This is a genomic window from Treponema ruminis, assembly GCF_014201975.1.
Lineage (GTDB): Bacteria > Spirochaetota > Spirochaetia > Treponematales > Treponemataceae > Treponema_D > Treponema_D ruminis.
This window is the reverse complement of record NZ_JACHFQ010000003.1, coordinates 207,280-226,873: the sequence shown is the minus strand read 5'-3', so window position 1 is coordinate 226,873 and position 19,594 is coordinate 207,280. Positions and strand designations below refer to the sequence as shown.

The 19,594-nt window shown below is 40.6% G+C and carries 16 protein-coding genes; 14 read left to right on the top strand and 2 right to left on the bottom strand.

All coding sequences use genetic code 11. From position 1 onward, the window contains the following. Positions 1-7: 7 nt before the first annotated feature. The 4 genes from HNP76_RS05415 (at position 8) to HNP76_RS05400 (ending at position 3,185) form a co-directional block, all read left to right on the top strand. Positions 8-550, top strand: coding sequence for a hypothetical protein (locus HNP76_RS05415; protein WP_184658268.1), 543 nt, complete (start codon positions 8-10; stop codon positions 548-550). 343 nt (positions 551-893) lie between these two features. Beyond that, positions 894-1,367, top strand: a complete 474-nt coding sequence (locus HNP76_RS05410) for a hypothetical protein (protein WP_184658266.1) — start codon at positions 894-896, stop codon at positions 1,365-1,367. 205 nt (positions 1,368-1,572) lie between these two features. Further along, a complete protein-coding gene (locus HNP76_RS05405; protein ID WP_184658264.1) occupies positions 1,573-2,088 on the top strand; it encodes a UvrB/UvrC motif-containing protein in 516 nt (171 codons plus the stop codon). Next, positions 2,088-3,185, top strand: coding sequence for a hypothetical protein (locus HNP76_RS05400; RefSeq protein WP_184658262.1), 1,098 nt, complete (start codon positions 2,088-2,090; stop codon positions 3,183-3,185). Before HNP76_RS05405 ends, HNP76_RS05400 begins: the two co-directional genes overlap by 1 nt. Here the strand turns inward: HNP76_RS05400 and HNP76_RS05395 are convergent. Both HNP76_RS05395 and HNP76_RS05390 read right to left on the bottom strand, forming a co-directional pair. Beyond that, entirely contained in the window at positions 3,182-4,243 is a 1,062-nt protein-coding gene (locus tag HNP76_RS05395) for a formylglycine-generating enzyme family protein (RefSeq protein WP_184658259.1), read from the bottom strand. The genes HNP76_RS05400 and HNP76_RS05395 overlap by 4 nt on opposite strands. A 109-nt stretch (positions 4,244-4,352) precedes the next feature. Then, the gene (locus HNP76_RS05390) at positions 4,353-5,111 is read right to left on the bottom strand and encodes a DUF4469 domain-containing protein (protein ID WP_184658257.1); all 759 of its coding nucleotides are present in this window, start codon (positions 5,109-5,111) and stop codon (positions 4,353-4,355) included. Between the two features lie 422 nt (positions 5,112-5,533). Here HNP76_RS05390 and HNP76_RS05385 point away from each other — a divergent pair, with 422 nt between their 5' ends. The 10 genes from HNP76_RS05385 to tyrS all read left to right on the top strand — a co-directional run bounded on the left by HNP76_RS05385 (position 5,534) and on the right by tyrS (position 19,581). Continuing rightward, positions 5,534-7,099, top strand: coding sequence for a type I restriction-modification system subunit M (locus HNP76_RS05385; RefSeq protein WP_184658255.1), 1,566 nt, complete (start codon positions 5,534-5,536; stop codon positions 7,097-7,099). Between the two features lie 9 nt (positions 7,100-7,108). Then, a complete protein-coding gene (locus HNP76_RS05380) occupies positions 7,109-8,224 on the top strand; it encodes a Fic family protein (protein WP_206173032.1) in 1,116 nt (371 codons plus the stop codon). Next, positions 8,221-9,087, top strand: a complete 867-nt coding sequence (locus tag HNP76_RS05375) for a BRO-N domain-containing protein (protein WP_184658253.1) — start codon at positions 8,221-8,223, stop codon at positions 9,085-9,087. The genes HNP76_RS05380 and HNP76_RS05375 overlap by 4 nt, the downstream gene beginning before the upstream one ends. After that, positions 9,088-10,242: a restriction endonuclease subunit S gene (locus HNP76_RS05370; protein WP_184658251.1), complete on the top strand. Its 1,155-nt coding sequence runs from the start codon at positions 9,088-9,090 to the stop codon at positions 10,240-10,242. It begins immediately after the preceding gene. Positions 10,243-10,284: 42 nt separating this feature from the next. Next, on the top strand, positions 10,285-11,010 hold the full coding sequence (locus HNP76_RS05365) for a hypothetical protein (protein ID WP_184658249.1): 726 nt from the start codon (positions 10,285-10,287) through the stop codon (positions 11,008-11,010). Next, positions 11,003-11,497, top strand: a complete 495-nt coding sequence (locus tag HNP76_RS05360; protein WP_184658247.1) for a hypothetical protein — start codon at positions 11,003-11,005, stop codon at positions 11,495-11,497. The genes HNP76_RS05365 and HNP76_RS05360 overlap by 8 nt, the downstream gene beginning before the upstream one ends. A 157-nt stretch (positions 11,498-11,654) precedes the next feature. After that, entirely contained in the window at positions 11,655-12,533 is an 879-nt protein-coding gene (gene fic / locus HNP76_RS05355) for a protein adenylyltransferase Fic (RefSeq protein ID WP_184658245.1), read from the top strand. Positions 12,534-12,537: 4 nt separating this feature from the next. After that, positions 12,538-15,651, top strand: a complete 3,114-nt coding sequence (locus HNP76_RS05350) for a type I restriction endonuclease subunit R (RefSeq protein ID WP_206173031.1) — start codon at positions 12,538-12,540, stop codon at positions 15,649-15,651. 103 nt (positions 15,652-15,754) lie between these two features. After that, positions 15,755-18,292, top strand: a complete 2,538-nt coding sequence (locus HNP76_RS05345) for an ATP-dependent Clp protease ATP-binding subunit (protein WP_184658243.1) — start codon at positions 15,755-15,757, stop codon at positions 18,290-18,292. Positions 18,293-18,336: 44 nt separating this feature from the next. Continuing rightward, the gene (gene tyrS / locus HNP76_RS05340) at positions 18,337-19,581 is read left to right on the top strand and encodes a tyrosine--tRNA ligase (protein WP_184658241.1); all 1,245 of its coding nucleotides are present in this window, start codon (positions 18,337-18,339) and stop codon (positions 19,579-19,581) included. Positions 19,582-19,594 lie beyond the last annotated feature (13 nt).

Here is a 19,594-nt window from a genome sequence, read left to right as displayed (position 1 = left end):
GTTTAACATGAGAAGAAACAAATTATTTTACTTTAGTATTTGGGTATCAAGCTTGACGATTTTTGTTTTCATTCTTGCACTATTCATATATGCAATGTTAAATAATTGTAAATATGTGCTTGATATTCTAGGTTTTCTCTTTGGTGGACTTCTAAGCAGTTTTATAATCACTCTATTATTTTATTTGATAGCTGAAAATAAATACTTTAGATTTTTGAATAAAACAGACCTTGCTTATAAAATCGCAGAATCAATTGGTTCTTGTATTGGAAGTGATAGCGACAGATTAAGAGATGATTTAGAAAAGAAAAGAATTCGAAGAGATTTGTTGATAGAATTATTTCCGAATACTGCAGAGTTCGTTGATAATTATTTTGCCAAGTATGGTGAGTTGATGAAAAAAATCCCAGAATTAAATTCTTTTTCAGCATTTTGTAAACGAGACAGCGAAATTGGTCATCATTTATCAGATGAGCAAAAAGCTCGTGCGCTAAAATTACGAAATGAGTTTTTTGAAGAATTAGAAGATTTATTTAAGAAAGATTTGTAAACAATATATATTTCCGGGGCGTTGCGGGGCGAGATGTTAGTTGAACTGCCCCGCAGAGGGGGTAGCGGAAAACGCCGTAGGCGGTTGGAGCGAGGGGGAGACTTCCCCCTTTTGTATGTAAAGAATATTAGGCTTTTGAACTTTTTCTTGTCGGATGGCATAAAATTCACTATATTTAACTTGTAAAGCATATCGCACTGAAAATATTTCCAACGAAATCACATCTCTTTTTGTAAGTGCGATTTATTGTGTTGCCTTTTTAGTTTTTTATTTTCTTTACCATAATTCGGGCTTGAGGTTGGACTGGCGCTGAAAATCTAATGATTTTTGAAAATAATAGACTATGGACAATTTTTTTGAGCCTGTACAGCATGATGGTGAATATGTTTTAACCAAAAAAGGAAGCAGGGATTTTGGAGAGATAACTCCTGAAATTGCAAAATCCATCAAACGGCAGGCTGGGAAAATACGGCTGAGAATCGGCATTGAGGAAAAAGACAATAAAGGTAACTTCGGTGAAAAACACATAGAACGACCTGCACGACTTGAACAAATGCGGGCTGCTGGTTTTGAGTGTGCACGTGATTTGGTTGAAGCTGTTTGCGGAGATTTTGATGAAATATATGAGAATGGTATGGACTTGTTGTTGTATAAATACGGCAAGAATGATGTCATGGCGTATGTGGAACTAACTCCAATGCCTGACGGTGAATTTTATGATGTAAAAACGGCTTTACCGACGAGACGAACCTTTATTAAGAATAAAAATCCTGTTTGGAAAAAAATCCCTGTAAAAAATAACGCCGCCTTGACATAAGCCAAAGGCGGCATTTGATGTTGGAATTAGGCAAGGCGCCGACAAGCCAATCCTTTCGGAACTCCCTAGCGCGGTCTCGGGTCTCCAACTTGTTAAATAATAGCACATTCTGTTAAAAAGTCAATTGTTACTATTGCGATAATTGGACAAAACATTTTTCCTAAAAAATGACGACAAACCCCTGCCTTTATGGTATAATTAATTTATGCTCTGCGATTTATGTGGTGAAAACGAGGCTGTTCTTTTTATAGAGCAGTCCAATGAAAATACAAAACGAAAACTCAATCTCTGCTTTGAATGTGCCCGCGAACACGGCATTTCTCCGGATTCAAAGACAATCGGCCGTTCCCTTGCAGTTCTTTTTGATTCAATCCTTGGACGTGCAAAAAATCGCCAGAAGGAAGCCGATAACCGTCTCTGTCCTGTCTGCGGAATCTCAATCAATGAAATCACCATGACGAAAACCGCCGGCTGCCCGGAATGCTATTCAATCTTCAAGAAGGAAATCAACGATGTCTTTACAAAAATCGGCGTCCTTCCTCCTTACAAGGGAACCCTTCCAAAGCGCCTCAAAAATTTCCGTTCAGTCCTCACAGACCGCATCGTAATTCAGGCAAAGCTCGAAGAGTCATTGAAGCGTGAAGATTATGAAAAGGCAGCCGTTTACCGCGACTATCTCAAGGCACTCGAAAAATCCCCGGTTGCAGGCGGAGAATCTTAATGTCTGTATCAGAAACAAATATCTCAAGCGACGCATGGTACGCCTTTAACGGCCCGGAAAACGACGTCGTCCTTTCTACGCGAGTCCGTTTTGCCAGAAACCTTGCAAATTTTCCCTTTCCCGGCAAATTCAAGGAAGACGATGCTTTCCGCGTCCAGACCCTTGTTTTCGATTCATTTTCTCACTGTAAGGAGCCGGACAGGTATCAGGGCGTGATTGCAAGCGAGCTTGACGATCTGGGAGCTACAATTCTTGAAGAAAGGGGAGTGCTCGATTCTTCTTCTGCAAAGGAAAACGGCAGGGGCATAATAGTCCGCACAGACGGAAAGGTCGCATGCGAGGTCAACAACAAGGATCACTTGAGGCTTGCTTCATTCGTGCCCGGTCTTGACGGAAAAGGCGCCTTTGACCAGCTTGCCTGCCTTGACGACGAGCTTCAGAACACCCTTCAGTTTGCCGCCGACTACGAAATCGGCTACCTTACTTCAAACATTTCTGACTGCGGAAGCGGAATGAAGGTCTCTTGCCGGGTTCACCTTCCTTCACTTTCATTCTCTGGGAAAATCCTCGACCTTTTCAGTTCATTTAACTCAAAGGAAATACTCATAAGCGACTGCTTCGGTGCGGGAAATCTTCCTTCATCTTCACTTGGTTTTTACTATCAAATTTCAACAAAGACTGCCGGAAACGGAACAGAGCTCGATCAGATTGCATCCCTCGTGTCAGCAGTAAAATATCTTGCCGAAAACGAGAGGCGAGAAAGAAACGTAGTGCTCAGGACAAGGCAGACGGAGCTTCGAAACAGGATTTACCGCTCATATTCAAAAGAAAAGTTCGCCTCACTGATTGATGCCCGCGAGGCAATCGAAATAATCTCCGACATAAAGTGGGGCAAGAATCTTGGCTTTTTCAGCGGAATAAGCGACTCAGAACTCTGCGCCCTTCTTTACAGAGTCCAGGACGGTCACCTTCAGTTCGTTCTCAAAAGCAAGAAATTCAATTTCCCGGCAGACATAGCCGAAAACAAAAGCCTCAAAACCAACTACCTTCGCGCATTAATTTTGCAGGAAGCCTTCGACGGAATCAAGGTTAATTAGGGCCGCCTTACCAGCCTGATTCCTGCCGTTGTCTGCGGAGTGCTGGTGTTTTTGGCGCTCTGGTACTGATAGGAAAAATAGCGGTTGTCATTTGCAACGTATGCCGCTGTGGAAGAGTAATTTCCGCCCCGGACGACCCTTGAAGCGTACTGGGATTTATCGACGACAGGATCCGTAAAAGTTCCCGCGTGCTCAACCGGATTTATGTAGCTGTAAGTGTCACCCTTTGGAATTGTAGATTCATAGCCGGGCTGCTTGCACTTCCAGTAGTCCTGGCACCATTCTCCTGCGTTTCCTGCCATGTCGTAAAGGCCGAGCGCATTAGGCTGCTTTAAGCCGACTTCGTGAGTCCTTAGCAGGACGTCATCATCGCTGTAGCCGGAAGAATTCATGATTGACCAGGCGACTTTCTTGTGGTTGTCAGAGCCCGGATACTTGTAGTTCCAGTCCGTGCTTGTTTTGCCTGCTCCCCTTGCGGCAAATTCCCATTCAGCTTCTGTCGGCAGTCGGAATCCGTTTTTGGAAAAATCACAGGTGACGTTTGCTGACTGGATGTAGGAGTTCTTGTTTTTGCGGCTGATTTTGGTCATGGTGTAAACGCATTCGTATCCGCAGAGGCTGCTGAGCTTGTTGCAGAATTCTACGGCGTCAAACCAGCTCATTCCGGTGACAGGCCTGTATTTCTGAACTTCATTTTTGTAGCGGCTGTCGCTGTCGTCGTGGGGCAGGCTTCCCATTACGTATTCATAGAGATCCTGAGTCACTTCGAATCTTGAAATTTCATAGCTGTTTATTGTAACGGTTCTGTCCCAGATGAAGACGTTGCCTGTGCGGGGATATTTTTCTGAAGGAATAGTTACGGAAGAACCCTTTTCAATCACGGTGGCGAATGAGGTCTTAAGAAAAGTCTTTCCGTCGATTGTGATGTTCTTTCCTAAGTTACCGCTTGGAATGAAGGGAACCTCTGAAGCTTCATCAGATGAGCTGCCACAGCCAGAAAATACTAAAAATACAGAGCAAAGAATGATTGTAATAGAAGGAAACTTTACTGTCGGCAAGGCGGGCCTCCGGAAAATGATATCGGAATATTTTAGCATTTAAGGAAAAGAAACGCCATAAAAAAGAAAGCAGGGCAGGAGTGAAAATTGCACTCCCGCCCGCATAATTTTATTCTTCTACAGTAACAGGAATTCTGCTGAAACCTGTAATCGGGGTCTTCAGTTCCGTTTTACCGCGGATTGAAGTCCTTACGGCAATGAAATAGCTTTTCCCGGTCGGAATCGTTCGCGGAAGATAGAATTCAAGGCATGTGCCTGTATTCTTAGTCACGAAGTCATCCGGGACTTTTATCCATGATGTTTCGTCCTGATTAGCACTACCATCTTCTTCAAGCGGAATAAAATAGATTCCGCCAGATTCTCCACCAACCTTAAGCTTCTTTCCCCTGAGCCTTGCGCTGAAGGTTGCCCTAAGCTTTCCGTCAGAAGAGCCGTCCACAGGATTTTCAATCTGTGAAATCTGCGGAGCTGAGTCAACGACAGCCGTTACCGAAGCTGTGACAGTCTTGAGCTTTTCCTTGAGACCGTCATTTGCGGCAAATCTAGCCTCAAATCCAGTAACGCTTTCCGCTTCCGGCGTGAGCGACTTCACTGAAGAAATCGGCGCGATGTAGAGCTTGCAGATTTCCATGATGTCTACCGCAAAGCCCAGTTCCGCCTGCTCAAGAATTTCCTTTTTGAGCAGCTCCATCGCGTGCCCGACCTGATAGCGGTCGATTCCCTGGTTGTGTGTCGCCACAAGGTCAAGAATCTGGTCTGTAGTGACCGTCTTTCTAGGCACATGAGCGATGTAAGTGTTCTTCTTGAAATTGCACGGTGTTAGTGTCACCGCGAAGTTTGTCTCGCGTTTTGTTGCAATATTTACCATAAAATGTCCTTCCGTCATTTTTAAGGGTGACGGTTCCCTGGGTGGGATTTATTTCAGGGCAACGCCCCGATGTCACTAAAGATAACAGAAAAAAATCCTGTCAAATGTAGAAGTTTGTCTACAAATCTCCCTGCTGACATAAATCAAGATAGCAGAAAAAAACGCTCCCAAAACTAGTAGTTTAGTGAGTCTGTTGGTGGAAATTCTTGCAAAATGGGGCTTGTTAGAGTCAGTTATGGGAGCTTATTGGTTTTGGACGGGGAGACTTGCTGGTTTTTGGGGGAAAACTTTACAGGTTTTATGTGTGAAACTTTACTGGTTTCATGGGGAAAACTATGCAAGTTTCGCGAGTGAAACTAAGCAAGTTTTGAGAGTGAAATTTTGTGAAAGTCGTGGTATAATAGAGTGTAAGGAATTGAAAATTGGCAAAAAATAAAAAACAGGTCAGCTTTGAAGACGCTCTTTGGGGAGCTTGTGATAAATTACGCGGTACTGTAGAACCTGCAGAATATAAACACGTTGTATTAAGTCTTATCTTCTTAAAATTCGTTAATGATAAATTTGATACCCGCCGTCAGGAACTAAAGGATGAAGGCAAAAAAAAATATATCGATGTTCAGTCATTCTACACAATGAAGAATGTTTTCTTTGTGCCGGAAGAAAGCCGCTGGTCGTTCATCATGCAAAATGCAAAACAGAATGATATTGCCCTTAAAATTGACACGGCATTAAACACAATAGAAAAACAGAATCCGTCTCTAAAAGGCGCGCTTCCTGACAACTATTATTCCAGACTTGGAATTGATGTTTCAAAACTTGCGGCTCTGCTTGATGAAATCAACAATATTCAGACAAATGCAGACAAAGAAAACGACATTATGGGGCGTGTGTACGAATATTTCCTTACAAAATTTGCTCTTCAGGAAGGTAAAGGAAAGGGAGAATTCTATACACCAAAATCTGTAGTAAATCTGATTGCAGAAATGATTGAACCTTACAAGGGAAAAATCTATGACCCATGTTGCGGCTCTGGTGGTATGTTTGTTCAGTCGCTTAAGTTTGTAGAAAATCATGCAGGAAACTCAAAAGACATTTCTGTATATGGTCAGGAAGGAACAACTACAACCTATAAGCTTGCAAAGATGAATCTTGCAATCCGTGGTATTCCTTGTGACCTTGGTGAGAAAGCTGCAAACACTTTTACAAACGATCTTCATAAAGATTTACGAGCTGATTACATTATGGCAAATCCACCATTTAATCAGAAAGACTGGCGTGCAGAAAATGAGTTTGTAAACGATGCCCGCTGGAACGGCTATACAGTTCCTCCAACAAGCAATGCAAATTACGGCTGGATTTTGCACATGGTTTCAAAACTCAGCACTAACGGAACCGCAGGCTTCCTTCTTGCAAACGGAGCATTAAGCGGTGAAGGACAGGAATTAGAAATCCGTAAGCAGCTCATAGAAAACAATCTTGTAGAAGCAATTGTAATTCTTCCTAGAAACCTTTTTTATACAACTGATATTTCCGTAACGCTTTGGATTTTGAACAAAAACAAAAAGAGCCGAACTGTTGAACAGAATGGAAAAATCAAAACTTACCGCAACCGTGAAGATGAAGTTCTCTTTATGGATCTTCGCCAGATGGGAAGTCCTTTTGAAAAGAAGTATATCGAACTTACTCAGGAAGACCGCGACAAAGTAACATCAACTTTCCACGCATGGCAGCAGGCCGGAGCAAGCGAAACTTACATAGACATTCCTGAATTCTGCTACAGCGCAAATAAAAAGGAAATTGTAGAAAAAGGCTACAATCTTGTTCCAAGCCGCTACATTGAATTTGTAAACCGCGATGAAACACAGGACTATGATTCAGCAATGAAGGCTCTTCAATCAGAATTGACAGACCTTCTCAAACAGGAAGAAGAAGGCAAAAAAGAACTGCTTGGTGTTTTCAAAGATTTGGGCTACGAGATTAAACTGTAGGAGCAAATAGTGAAAAAAGAAAATCCTTTTGAAATAGATTTTGAATCCTACATTCGCGAAGGCGAGCCTGATAAAAAAGAAAAAAGCATCGCATGGTCAATTGCGACTGGCTTGCAGCAGGTTGATGGACTTACGCCGTCTCCTTATTTGTATGAAACTGCAAAGCGGAACATTGAAGGCGAGATTTCTATTGAAGAAGCAAAAAAAATTATAGACTCTTATTACGAATCAAAAACATCCCGCACTGAAGATGATGATGACACAGAAGAAGCGGATAAAGTCTCAACTAGAATTACAGAACTGCTTTCTGAAAAATCTTTTAGTTTTACTCCTAATCAATTATTATCGATTCACGAGCGTTTATTCAAAGGTGTATTTTATAAAGTAAAAGCCGGAAAATTTCGTGACTACAACATCACAAAAAAAGAATGGGTTTTGAATGGTGACACAGTTTTGTATGCCAATGCCGATCTTATTAACGAAACTCTGAAATATGATTTTGAAACAGAAAAAAACTTTGACTATTCCAAATTGTCAAAGGAAGATGCTGTAAAGCATATTACACGATTTGTTGCGAACATGTGGCAGATTCATCCATTTGGAGAGGGGAACACACGAACAACAGCCGTTTTTACAATCAAATATCTTCGTTCGCTAGGTTTTAATGTGAACAATGAACCTTTTGAAAAACACAGCTGGTACTTCCGAAATGCCTTGGTACGCGCGAATTATACAAACATGCAGAAAGGCATTTATATGAATACGGAATATCTGGAAAAGTTTTTCAGAAATATCCTGCTTGGCGAAAACAACGAACTCAAAAAACGCTTTACCCATATTGATTATGATGAATACATCGAAAAGTTCGGAGATAATCAAAAAAGTTCGGTGCAAAATCTGCCTGTAAATGATAAAAACCTGCCTGTAAATCTGCCTGTAAATAAAGTACAAGCTAAGTTGATAAGTTTTCTAAAAGAAAACCCATCTTATACCTATGATGATTTAGCAGAAAAGATAAACCGGACACGAGAAACAGTCAGAGTAAATCTTAGAAAACTTGAAAAAATGAATTTACTCAAACGAGTAGGCGCAGATAAAAACGGCCACTGGGAAGTGATTGAATGACAGAAAACACACAGATAAAACTATTTGAAGACAAAAAAGTCCGCACCCTTTGGGATAAAGAAAGCGAAGAATGGTATTTTTCGGTTGTGGATGTAGTTGCCGTTTTGACGGAAAGTCCGAATCCACGAAAATACTGGAGTGTATTAAAAACTCGTCTTAAAGCAGAAGGAAGTGAGTTGACTACAAATTGTAGTCAACTGAAAATGCCATCTTCCGACGGAAAAATGTACAAGACCGACTGCATGAATACCGAGCAGCTTTTCCGCCTGATTCAATCAATTCCTTCTCCAAAGGCCGAGCCATTTAAACTCTGGATGGCCCAGGTTGCAAAAGAACGACTTGATGAAATGCAGGACCCAGAGCAGGGAATTCAGCGGGCTTTGACAGAATACAGGGCCTTGGGATACTCGGAAAATTGGATAAACCAGCGGCTCAAATCTATAGAAATCCGCAAAGACCTTACTGACGAATGGAAAAAGCACGGCTTAAAAGAAGGCGTTCAGTTTGCGACACTTACGGACATAATCTATAAAACATGGGCAGGCAAAACTGCAAAAGAGTACAAGGAATACAAAGGTCTTAAAAAAGAGAACTTGCGCGATAACATGACAAACAAGGAACTTGTTTTGAATATGCTGGCAGAGCTTTCCACAAAAGAAATCTCTGAATCCAACGACCCTAAAAATTTTAGTGACCATGTAAATAATGCTGTAGACGGTGCAAGCATCGCCAAAAATGCTCGCATTGAACTTGAGTTGAAAACAGGAAAGAAAGTCGTTACGCCACTCAATGCAAGAGACGGCATCGGGCTTACAGAAGATACAAAAGCTTCTGTCTTTTTGGAAGATGAGGAAGAAAAGTAGATGAGTGCGAATTATAAAAAGCTTGGAGAAATTGTAGAACTCATTGATGAACGAAATAAAGATGGTAAAGTTCAGAATTTGATTGGAGTTAGTATTGATAAATGTTTTATCAAATCTGTAGCTAATACAATCGGAACAGATCTTACAAAGTATCAAGTAATCAGAAAAAATGATTTTGCATGTTCTCTTATGCAGGTGAGTCGTGATGGCAAAATCCCAATTGCTTGTCTTAAGGATTATGATGAAGCAATAATGTCACCTGCTTATTATATTTTTAGAATAAAAAATACAAACGAAGTTTTACCAGATTATCTTGCAATGTGGTTTATGCGAACTGAGTTTGATAGAGAAGCCTCATATATTGCAGTAGGTGGTGTTCGCGGAAGTATGCCATGGGAAGATTTTTGTGATATGAAACTTCCAGTTCCCGACCTAAAAGAACAAGAAAAAATCGTAAACACCTACAACGCCATCACAAAACGCATCCAGCTTAAGCAGAAGATAAATGAAAATCTGGAAAAGACGGCACAATGTTTATTTGAGAAATCGTGTAATAATGAAAATACAGAGATTACATTAGGTGAAATAGCAAAATTTATAGATGGTGACAGAGGTTCAAATTATCCGACTCTTTCAGATTTTTATGATGACGAGTATTGTCTTTTTCTTAATGCATCAAATGTAACTGAAAAAGGTTTCAATTTCGATAAATGTCAATTTATAACGGAAGAAAAGGATAAATCTTTAAGGAAAGGTCATTTGTCATATAATGATATTGTTTTAACTTCACGAGGTACGGTTGGTAATGTTGCACTTTATACAGAGATGATACAATATAAAAATGTTAGAATAAATTCAGGAATGTTAATTATTCGTCCAAATGAAAATAAAATTTCAGTTTTTGTTCTTTATGCTTTATTACGTAGCATATTTATGAAAAAAGAAATTGAGCGATTTAGAAGTGGCTCTGCACAACCACAATTACCAGTTCGTGATTTGGAGAAAATGATATTTAGGATTCCAAATAAAGAAAACTGTTCAATGCTGAATCAACAATTTAAAATAATATATGAATCTATTACGACAAATTTTAATGAAATTGCTAAACTGCAAGAATTAAAGCAGTTGGTAATTTCTCGTATAACTGGAATGTAGAAAAATTAACAAGAAATTATTATATTTTAAACGAGGTATAAAATGATTACAGAACTTGAATCAAGTAAAGTCGGATATGTTGTAGGAATTCGTTACAGGAAAACTTTTACAATAGCAGATAATTTAGGAGCAATTGTAGATAATATTTTGCAATCGAAAAATTCAAAATTTAAGGCAAAAGTTTTTCCATATATTCAGCATACAAATAGAGAGGAGGATGTTCTTTGGAGTTTTGATAATAAAAATGGAGCTCAAAACAAATTAACAATCAATACCTCTAATTTTGTATTAGATATTCAAAATTTAGAGACTCTACCATTTAAGGATGGTGTTGATGCTTTTAATAATACTATTTTAAAAACAATAATGCGTGATTATTCAATAGGACATATTGATAGATTAGGATTTGTAAATAGGTATATATTAAAAGATAAAGACATAATTGAAAAATTTGTTTCTGGAACGGTAGGGCGAGGATTTTCAGAAGTTAATGATATTAATTTACAGTTTTCAAAACGAATTCCAATAATTACATCATTAGTAAAAGAAAATGTAAATGATTATGACAATGTTATTGTCAATATAATAAAAAAGAATAATATTGATGAATTGTTTTTATCTATAGACTATCAGCATTATTATTCTCCTATGTTAGAGAAAGCTAGTCAGATAGAATATAATAGTTTTATCGATAATGCTGAAAAATATATTAATAACCATATTATTGGATTTTTGAATAATACATATGGAGATATAAAAAGTGTCTGATAGAAATTCACATTCAGGAAAATCTAAACCACAAAGAGATTTTTATCAAAGATCGGTAGCTCGTTCAGAATATGAAGAGACAACTAATGAAAGTTTAGATTTTGATAAATCTGATTCAACAAGAATTCTTGATAATCCAAATGATGATACTGTTCAAAAAGCTCCATTTACTAGCAAAGTTGGAGATTTTTGTAAGGAGCATGTTGCTGGAATCGTTGCAACTATAATAAGTGCAATTGTTATTGGCATTTTTTCATTGCTTACTATAAATCTAAATAGAGAAAGTGGAGAACATTCACGAGATATATCAAATATAAAAGAAACAGTTTCCGAACTTAAAGAGGATTTATCTTCTACTTCTGCGACAGTTAATAATATGCAAGTTCAAAATGCAGAACAGGCAAAAGATATAGAGTTCATACAAAAATCAATAGAAAAGATGGATAAAGAAATAGATAAAATACAGGATTCAATAATAAAGAAGTAGATTTATTTTTCTTAAAATAAATATTTTGATGTTAGATTTTTATTGATGTCGGTGGGGGCGTTGCGGGGTATCCCCGCTAGAAGGGGTAGCGTAAGATCGCTGTGCGGGCTGGAGCGAGGGGAAGGCTTTCCCCTCTTGTAAGAAGGAGGTTCAACCGATGAGCAAGATTTCTATTCGCTTTTTTAATGACAGGGAAGTTCGCGCTGTTTGGGATGAGGAGAATTCTAAATGGTGGTTTTCTGCGATTGATATTATAAGGGCAATAAACAATGAAGAAGATTATGTAAAGGCTGGAAACTACTGGCGATGGCTAAAAAAGAAATTTAGCTCAGAAGGAGTTCAACTCGTGAGTATCACTCACGACTTCAAATTTACAGCTCCAGACGGTAAAAAGCGTGCGGCAGATGCCCTTGATTATGACTGTGTTCAGATTCTTGCAAAGCATTTTCCTAATAACAATGCCGTCAAATTTCTTGATTGGTTCAATTACAGCGACAACACGATTGACGGACAAAGCAAGAAAAAAGCCTATACATTTTTAAATAGTGATTTGGTTTCGGATGAAGATGTTGGAACTACAAAGGCTTTACAACAGATTCATGCGTATATTTTTGGCGGTCTTTATGATTTTGCAGGAAAAATAAGAACAAAAACTATAAGCAAAGGGGATTTTACTTTTTGCGTTGCTCAGTATCTGAATGAGGCATTGGCGAATATAGACAATATGAGCGAAAACTCTTTTGATGAAATTGTAGATAAATATGTAGAAATGAATGTGGCTCATCCTTTTATGGAAGGAAATGGTCGCAGCACTCGAATATGGCTTGATTTGATTTTGAAAAAACGCCTTAAAAAGTGCGTAGACTGGAGTAAAATTGGCAAGAATGAATATTTACAGGCTATGATGGAAAGTCATTCTGACAGTACAAAGATTCGTGACCTTTTAAAAACCGCTTTGACCGATAAAATTGATGACCGCGAAATGTTTATGAAAGGCATTGATTATTCATATTATTATGAGGAAGTGGAGGAGTAAAATCATGCAATTCACCGAACACAGTCTTGAACTTTCAGTAATGGAGCTCTTTGAAAACGAAGGATATACTCACCAGACCGGGCAGGATATTCACCGTGAAAAGACTGATGTTCTTCTGCCTGAATTGCTTGCGACATTTTTGCGCCATAGATATGCTGCAGATTTTCTGTCTGAAAGTGAAATCTCTTCCATTATTATTCAGCTCAAAAACATAAGCGGCTCTGATTATGATGCAAACAAGCGGATGCTGGATTTAATCTGCAACGGCTTTACCTTCCGCCGGGAAGACAAAAGCCAAAAAGACCTTTTTATTCAGCTGATTGATTTTGAAGAACCAGAACGAAATTTTTTTGAAATTGTAAATCAGGTTGAGATTCAGGGGCGGGAACAGCTTCGTATTCCAGACGGAATTATTTATGTAAACGGCCTTCCTCTTGTTGTCCTTGAGTTTAAGTCGGCAATCAAAGAAAACACAACAATTGAAGATGCTTATAAACAGCTTACAATCCGCTATCGCCGCGATATTCCTGAGCTTTTCAAATACAATGCTTTTGTTGTAATCAGCGACGGGGTAAATAATAAGATTGGTTCGCTCTTTAGCCCTTACGAATATTTTTATGCATGGCGTAAGATTAAAAGTACAGACAAAAAAGTTGATGGAATCTCTTCTCTTATTACAATGGTAAAAGGTCTTTTCCGTAAAGACAGGCTTGTAAAAGTTATAAAAGACTTTGTTTACTTTCCTGATTCCAGCGATAAAGAAACAAAGATTGTTTGTCGTTATCCTCAGTTTTTTGCAGCTGAATCTTTGTATAAAAGTATTGGTTCTGCAATCCGTCCAAACGGAAATGGTAAAGGCGGTATTTACTTTGGTGCTACTGGCTGCGGTAAAAGCTATACAATGGTTTTCTTGAGCAGGCTTTTGATGAAGTCCCGCGAATTGAACAGCCCGACAATTGTTGTAATTACCGACCGAACAGACCTGGATGCTCAGCTAAGCAAAATCTTTATTGAAAGTAAAAACTATATTGGCGATGAAAATGTTGAATGTATAGAAAGCCGCGCACTTTTGAAAGAAAAACTTGAAGACAGAAAAAGTGGAGGCGTCTTCCTTACTACAATTCAGAAATTCTGTGAGGATATAAAACTGCTTTCTGAGCGTTCAAATATTATTTGTATAAGTGATGAGGCTCATCGCAGTCAGCATAACCTTGAAGAAAAAACTGTAATTACTGATAACGGCGTTGAACATAAATATGGTTTTGCAAAGTATCTGCATGACTCGCTCCCTAACGCAACTTATGTTGGCTTTACAGGAACTCCTATAGACGAGATGGCACAAGTATTCGGTAATGTTGTAGAAGCTTACACAATGAAAGAATCTGTAGCCGATGGAATTACTGTAAATCTTGTTTATGAAGGTCGTGCCGCAAAGGTAATTCTTGACCAGAAGAAAGTCCGCGAGATTGAAGAGTATTATGCTCAGTGCGAGGATGAAGGTGCAAACGAAGCTCAGATTGCTGCAAGCAAAAAGGCCGTCGCAAACCTTGATGCAATTATTGGTGATGATGATGTAGTAGCTAGCGTTGCACAGGACTTTATTGATCATTATGAAACTCGTGTACGTGAAGGCGCAACAGTTGAAGGTAAAGCAATGTTTGTCTGCTCAAATCGCGAGATTGCTTACAAACTCTGGCAAAAGATTGTAGAACTCCGCCCTGAATGGAATGAGAAAAAAGACTTCGGCGATAAAGATTATAAACCAATTGAAAAAATTAAAATGGTAATGACTGAGAACAAAGCAAAAGATACAAAAGGGCTTTTTGAACTTCTTGGTAATCATGAATACAGAAGAGAACTGGATCGACAGTTTAAGAATGTCAAATCAAACTTTAAGATTGCGATTGTCGTTGATATGTGGATTACAGGCTTTGATGTTCCGTCTCTTGATACAATCTACATCTACAAGCCACTGCAGAAACATACTTTGATTCAGACAATTAGCCGTGTAAACAGAACTTACAAAGGAAAAGACCGCGGTTTGATTGTAGACTACATTGGTATTAAGCGAGCAATGAATGAAGCCTTGAAGAAATATACCGGTGACGAAAACGAAGAGTTTGAAGATACAGACAAAGCTGTCGTAATTGTAAAAGACCAGATAAGTGTTCTTGATGCAATGTTTAATGATTTTGATACTTCTGATTATTACAATGGAAGTCCCCTTAAACAGCTTGAATGTTTGAACCGCGCAGTTGAGTTTGTACAGACTACAGAAGAACTTGAAAAAAGATTTATGGAAGCTGTTAGAAGGATGAAGAAAGCATTTAATCTTTGTTCTTCTAGTGAGAAAATCTCTAAGAGCGAAAAGGATAAAATCAATTTCTACGTTGCAATACGTTCTATACTCTTTAAGCTTACAAAAGGTGATGCGCCAGATATTACAACAATGAATCATCACGTTGCTCAGATGATTAGCGAAGCCATTAAATCTGATGGTGTTGAAGAATTGTTCCAGGTTGGAAAGAATATCAACTTTGATATCTTTACTTCTGAATATCTTGAAAAGATTAACGCCATCAAATTGCCTAATACAAAAATCAAAATCCTTCAGCAGCTTTTACAGCAAGTCATTGCCGACTATAAAAAGACAAACAAGATTAAAGCAATGGAATTTTCTGAGCGAATGAAGAAACTTGTTGAAGCATATAACAACCGTCATCTTGATGACTTTACAGCACAGGTTCTTGATGAAGTTACAAAGCAGTTGAATGATTTGCTTAACGATATAAAAGTTGATAAAGAGAAATTTAAAGAGCTTGGAATCAGTTTTGAGGAAAAAGCTTTCTACGATATTCTTGTAAGTTGTGCAAAGAAGTTCAATTTTGAAAATCAATATTCTGATTCAAAGATGAAAGATTTAGCAAAGAAAGTTAAAGCGCTTGTTGATGATAAAACCCGTTACACCGACTGGGACCAGCGAATTGACGTAAAGGCAGAAATGGAAGCAGACTTAATGATTCTTCTTGATGAAAACGGCTATCCACCGGTTCCAAGAAATGAAGTCTACAATGAAGTCTTTGAGCAGGCTGAAAATTTTAAGAAATATACAGAGTAATGTAGCGAAACCTCATCTGGGGTACAATTCGTACCCCTACATAAAATCCCATCCCCGCTTGTACCCTTGCTCTTTCCTCGAAAAAATCTTATCCTTATACTGTATGAAAGGTCTCTCAACAAAGGCTCAAAAATTGCTTACACAGGATGCCCAGGTCGAAGGGCGTAATTCCGGGCTTACTGAGCTTCTTCCGGAGCATGTGATTCTTGCCATGCTCAAAACTGCTGACAGTATGGGCTTCAATGCCCTTAAAACCCTCAATATAAATGTGCTTTCTTTCCAGCTTATGCTTGAACAGAGTCTGTCTGCTCAGCCTCGCGTTCAGAATCCTCCTTCTTTTTCAGCACTTCCTCCTTCACGCCGCCTCAGGACTATGCTTGATGTTGCCGTGATTGAGTCCCGCTCTCTTAGAAGTGAATATGTCGGCTCGGAGCACATTCTTCTTGCCGCTGTCCGTGAGGAAAATTCTGCTAGCTACAGGTTTTTCCAGAGGTGCGGTATTGCCCTTGAAACAGTGCGAAACGTTATCCGCGACCTTATGAATGAAAACGGTGGTGAGGATCAGAATCCTGAAAATTCCCAGAATTCCCGCGAAATTGAATATGCCAACGCACGAAACAACGATCAGCCTGGTCAGAAGAAAAAGTCTTTCCTTGCTGAGTTCAGCCGTGATTTGACCGACCTTGCAAAAAAGGGCGAACTTGATCCTGTAATCGGCCGTTCAACTGAAATCGAGCGCGTCGTTCAGATTTTGAGCCGCCGCACTAAGAACAATCCTATCCTTGTCGGTGAGCCTGGTGTCGGTAAGACTTCCGTTGCAGAGGGCTTAGCCCAGCGTGTTGCAAGCGGGGAAGTTCCCTACAATCTTTTGCAGAAGCGGGTCCTTCTTCTTGACATCACGGCAATGGTCGCCGGTACGAAATACCGCGGTGACTTTGAGGAACGCATGAAGCGCATGATGAAGGAAGTCAAGGAATCAGGAGACATCATCCTTTTCATCGACGAGCTTCACATGATTATCGGGGCGGGAAGTCCTGACGGCACGATGGATGCAAGCAATATCTTAAAGCCGGCTCTTTCACGCGGTGAACTTCAGCTTTTGGGAGCCACGACTTACAAGGAATACCGCAAGCATATTGAAAAGGATTCGGCTCTTGCCCGAAGATTCCAGCTTGTTAAGATTGACGAGCCTTCAAACGACGAGACAATTCAGATTCTCAACGGTCTCAAGCCAAAATACGAAGAATTCCACAATGTCATTTATGATGACGGTGCGATTGAGTCCATCGTCAAGCTTTCTTCACGCTATATCCCTGAAAAATTTCAGCCGGACAAGGCGATTGACCTTCTTGACGAGGCGGGAAGTGCAAAGAAAATTGCCTCTGAGTCACGTCCTGCAGAGCTTGCCGAGCTTGAAAAGTCCATCGAAGACTTGAGTCACGAAAAGGATGCCCTGGTTGCAAATCAGGATTACGAGCGGGCTGCCCAGATTCGAGACAAAGTCCGCGATTTAAAGCAGAAGCTTGATGACTTCAATAATTACTGGAAGAACAATGCGGTCACCGTACGAAAGCATGTCACTGTGGCTGACGTTGCAAAAATCATCTCCGACATGACTGGAATTCCTGCCCAGCAGCTTGATGCAAACGAGGCAGGCCGGCTTCTGGACATGGAAAAGGAAATCCACAGGGATGTAATCGGTCAGGACGAGGCTGTAAAATATCTTTCAAGCGCAATCCGTCGAAGCCGGGCTGGCGTTTCAAGTCCAAACCGTCCGATGGGCTCGTTCATCTTCCTTGGTCCTACTGGTGTTGGTAAGACTCAGCTTGCAAAGGCGATGGCAAAATTCCTTTTTGGAACGGAAGATGCCTTGATCCGAATCGACATGTCTGACTTCATGGAAAAGCACACTTCAAGCCGTCTGGTAGGCTCGGCTCCGGGCTATGTCGGCTACGAAGAGGGCGGCATGCTCACAAACAAGGTCCTGCAGAAGCCATATTCTGTCGTTCTTTTTGACGAAATCGAAAAGGCCCACAACGAAGTTTTCAATCTTCTTCTTCAGATTCTTGAGGAAGGCGAGCTTTCCGACAACCTGGGGCACACGGTCAATTTCAGGAATACTGTAATCATCATGACGAGTAACGCTGGAGCTCGCAGCATCACCGCCGATAAAAAACTCGGCTTTGCCCAGCTCGACGACGGTTTCCTTCCGCCTGCAGAAATCAAGGCAAACGCAATGGAAGAACTCAAGCGGATTATGGCTCCTGAGCTTATCAACCGAATCGATGACATTGTTGTCTTCGATCCGCTCAAGCGTGATGAAATCTCAAAAATCCTCGACATCCAGATTGCCGAGCTTGAAAAACGCCTTTCAGAAAAGAACATTCACCTTGCAATCAAGCCAAAGGCACGCGACTATCTTCTCGACCACGGATATGAGCCGAGCATGGGTGCGCGCCCGATGAGAAGGCTGATTCAGAACGAAATCGAAGACCAGCTTGCAAACCTTATTCTTGCCGGAAAAATCGGTGAGAGCGGGGAAGTTGACGTCACTTTCGAAAAGGATAAGCTTGTAGTCAAGGCGGCAAAGGTAAAGAAAGAGAAAACTGCTCTGATTGAACAGAACTCGAATCTAGGGTAAAATATCTTGCTATCTAAAAAATAAAGGCATTTAAGGAAATTAAAATGAATAAGGCACTTGAAATACTTAAAGAGCGCGGTTTTTACGCACAGTGTACTGACGAGCAGGGGCTTTCAGATCTTATGGACAAAGGTCCTGTCACTTTCTATGTAGGTTGTGACCCGACAGGCCCTTCCCTCCACATCGGACACATGGTTCCATTCTTCGCTCTCCGCCATTTGAGAAAGGCTGGTCACATCGGTATCGCATTGATTGGCGGCGGCACTGCACGAATCGGCGATCCTTCTGGCAAAACTGAAATGCGCAAGATGATTACATACGAGCAGATTGACCAGAACGTAGAGACAATCAAGGCTCAGCTCGACAAATTCATCGGCTTTGACGGCAAGACTGCCTACTCAGAGAACAACAAGGACTGGCTGGCTGACCTCAATTACATCGACTTCCTGCGTGACATCGGCTCATGCTTCTCTGTAAACAAAATGCTTTCTTACGAGGCATACAAGCAGCGACTTGAGCGCGGTCTTTCATTCATCGAATTCAACTACCAGCTTTTGCAGAGCTACGACTTCCTTCGCCTGCACGAAAAGCACAATGTTCAGCTTCAGATTGGTGGCGACGACCAGTGGGGCAACATCACTGCGGGCGTTGACCTTATCCGCCGAAAGCTCGGAGGAACTGAGGAACTCAACGCACAGCACAACGTATTCGGCCTCACATTCCCGCTCATCACACGAAGCGACGGCAAAAAAATGGGTAAAACTGAGAAGGGCGCAATCTTCCTCAACGAGGAAATGACAAGCGTTTACGACTTCTTCCAGTACTGGCGAAATGTCGCTGACCCGGATGTAGAAAAATTCTTCAAGCTCTTCACATTCCTTGAAATCGATGAAATCAAGCAGATTTGTGCAGGAAACATCAACGAGGCAAAAGAGCGCCTCGCATACGAAGTTACAAAAGAAATCCACGGCAAGGAAAAGGCTGATTCAGCTCTCGCCGGAGCAAAGGCAGCTTTCAGCGGTGAGGGTGATAAAACCCAGATGCCGACTGTAGAGGTCGCAAAGGCAGAGCTTGACGCAGGATTGGGCGTTCTCGCTCTCTTCGTAAAGGCTGGCCTCTGTGCTTCAAACGGTGACGCACGCCGCCTCATTCAGGGTAACGGTGCAAGCCTCAACGGCGAGTCTCTTTCTGACCCAACTCTAAAAGTCACGGCCGCAAACCTCGACAAAGACGGTGAAATGGTTCTCCGCGCAGGAAAGAAAAAGTTCTGCCGAGTTGTGTTTAAATAGAAAAATCATCGCA

Coding starts and splice junctions, on each gene's coding strand:
- HNP76_RS05415 (WP_184658268.1), top strand. CDS start 8: ATGAGAAGAAACAAATTATTTTACTTTAGTATTTGGGTATCAAGCTTG.
- HNP76_RS05410 (WP_184658266.1), top strand. CDS start 894: ATGGACAATTTTTTTGAGCCTGTACAGCATGATGGTGAATATGTTTTA.
- HNP76_RS05400 (WP_184658262.1), top strand. CDS start 2,088: ATGTCTGTATCAGAAACAAATATCTCAAGCGACGCATGGTACGCCTTT.
- HNP76_RS05345 (WP_184658243.1), top strand. CDS start 15,755: ATGAAAGGTCTCTCAACAAAGGCTCAAAAATTGCTTACACAGGATGCC.
- HNP76_RS05370 (WP_184658251.1), top strand. CDS start 9,088: ATGAGTGCGAATTATAAAAAGCTTGGAGAAATTGTAGAACTCATTGAT.
- HNP76_RS05405 (WP_184658264.1), top strand. CDS start 1,573: ATGCTCTGCGATTTATGTGGTGAAAACGAGGCTGTTCTTTTTATAGAG.
- tyrS (WP_184658241.1), top strand. CDS start 18,337: ATGAATAAGGCACTTGAAATACTTAAAGAGCGCGGTTTTTACGCACAG.
- HNP76_RS05390 (WP_184658257.1), bottom strand. CDS start 5,111: ATGGTAAATATTGCAACAAAACGCGAGACAAACTTCGCGGTGACACTA.
- fic (WP_184658245.1), top strand. CDS start 11,655: ATGAGCAAGATTTCTATTCGCTTTTTTAATGACAGGGAAGTTCGCGCT.
- HNP76_RS05350 (WP_206173031.1), top strand. CDS start 12,538: ATGCAATTCACCGAACACAGTCTTGAACTTTCAGTAATGGAGCTCTTT.
- HNP76_RS05375 (WP_184658253.1), top strand. CDS start 8,221: ATGACAGAAAACACACAGATAAAACTATTTGAAGACAAAAAAGTCCGC.
- HNP76_RS05365 (WP_184658249.1), top strand. CDS start 10,285: ATGATTACAGAACTTGAATCAAGTAAAGTCGGATATGTTGTAGGAATT.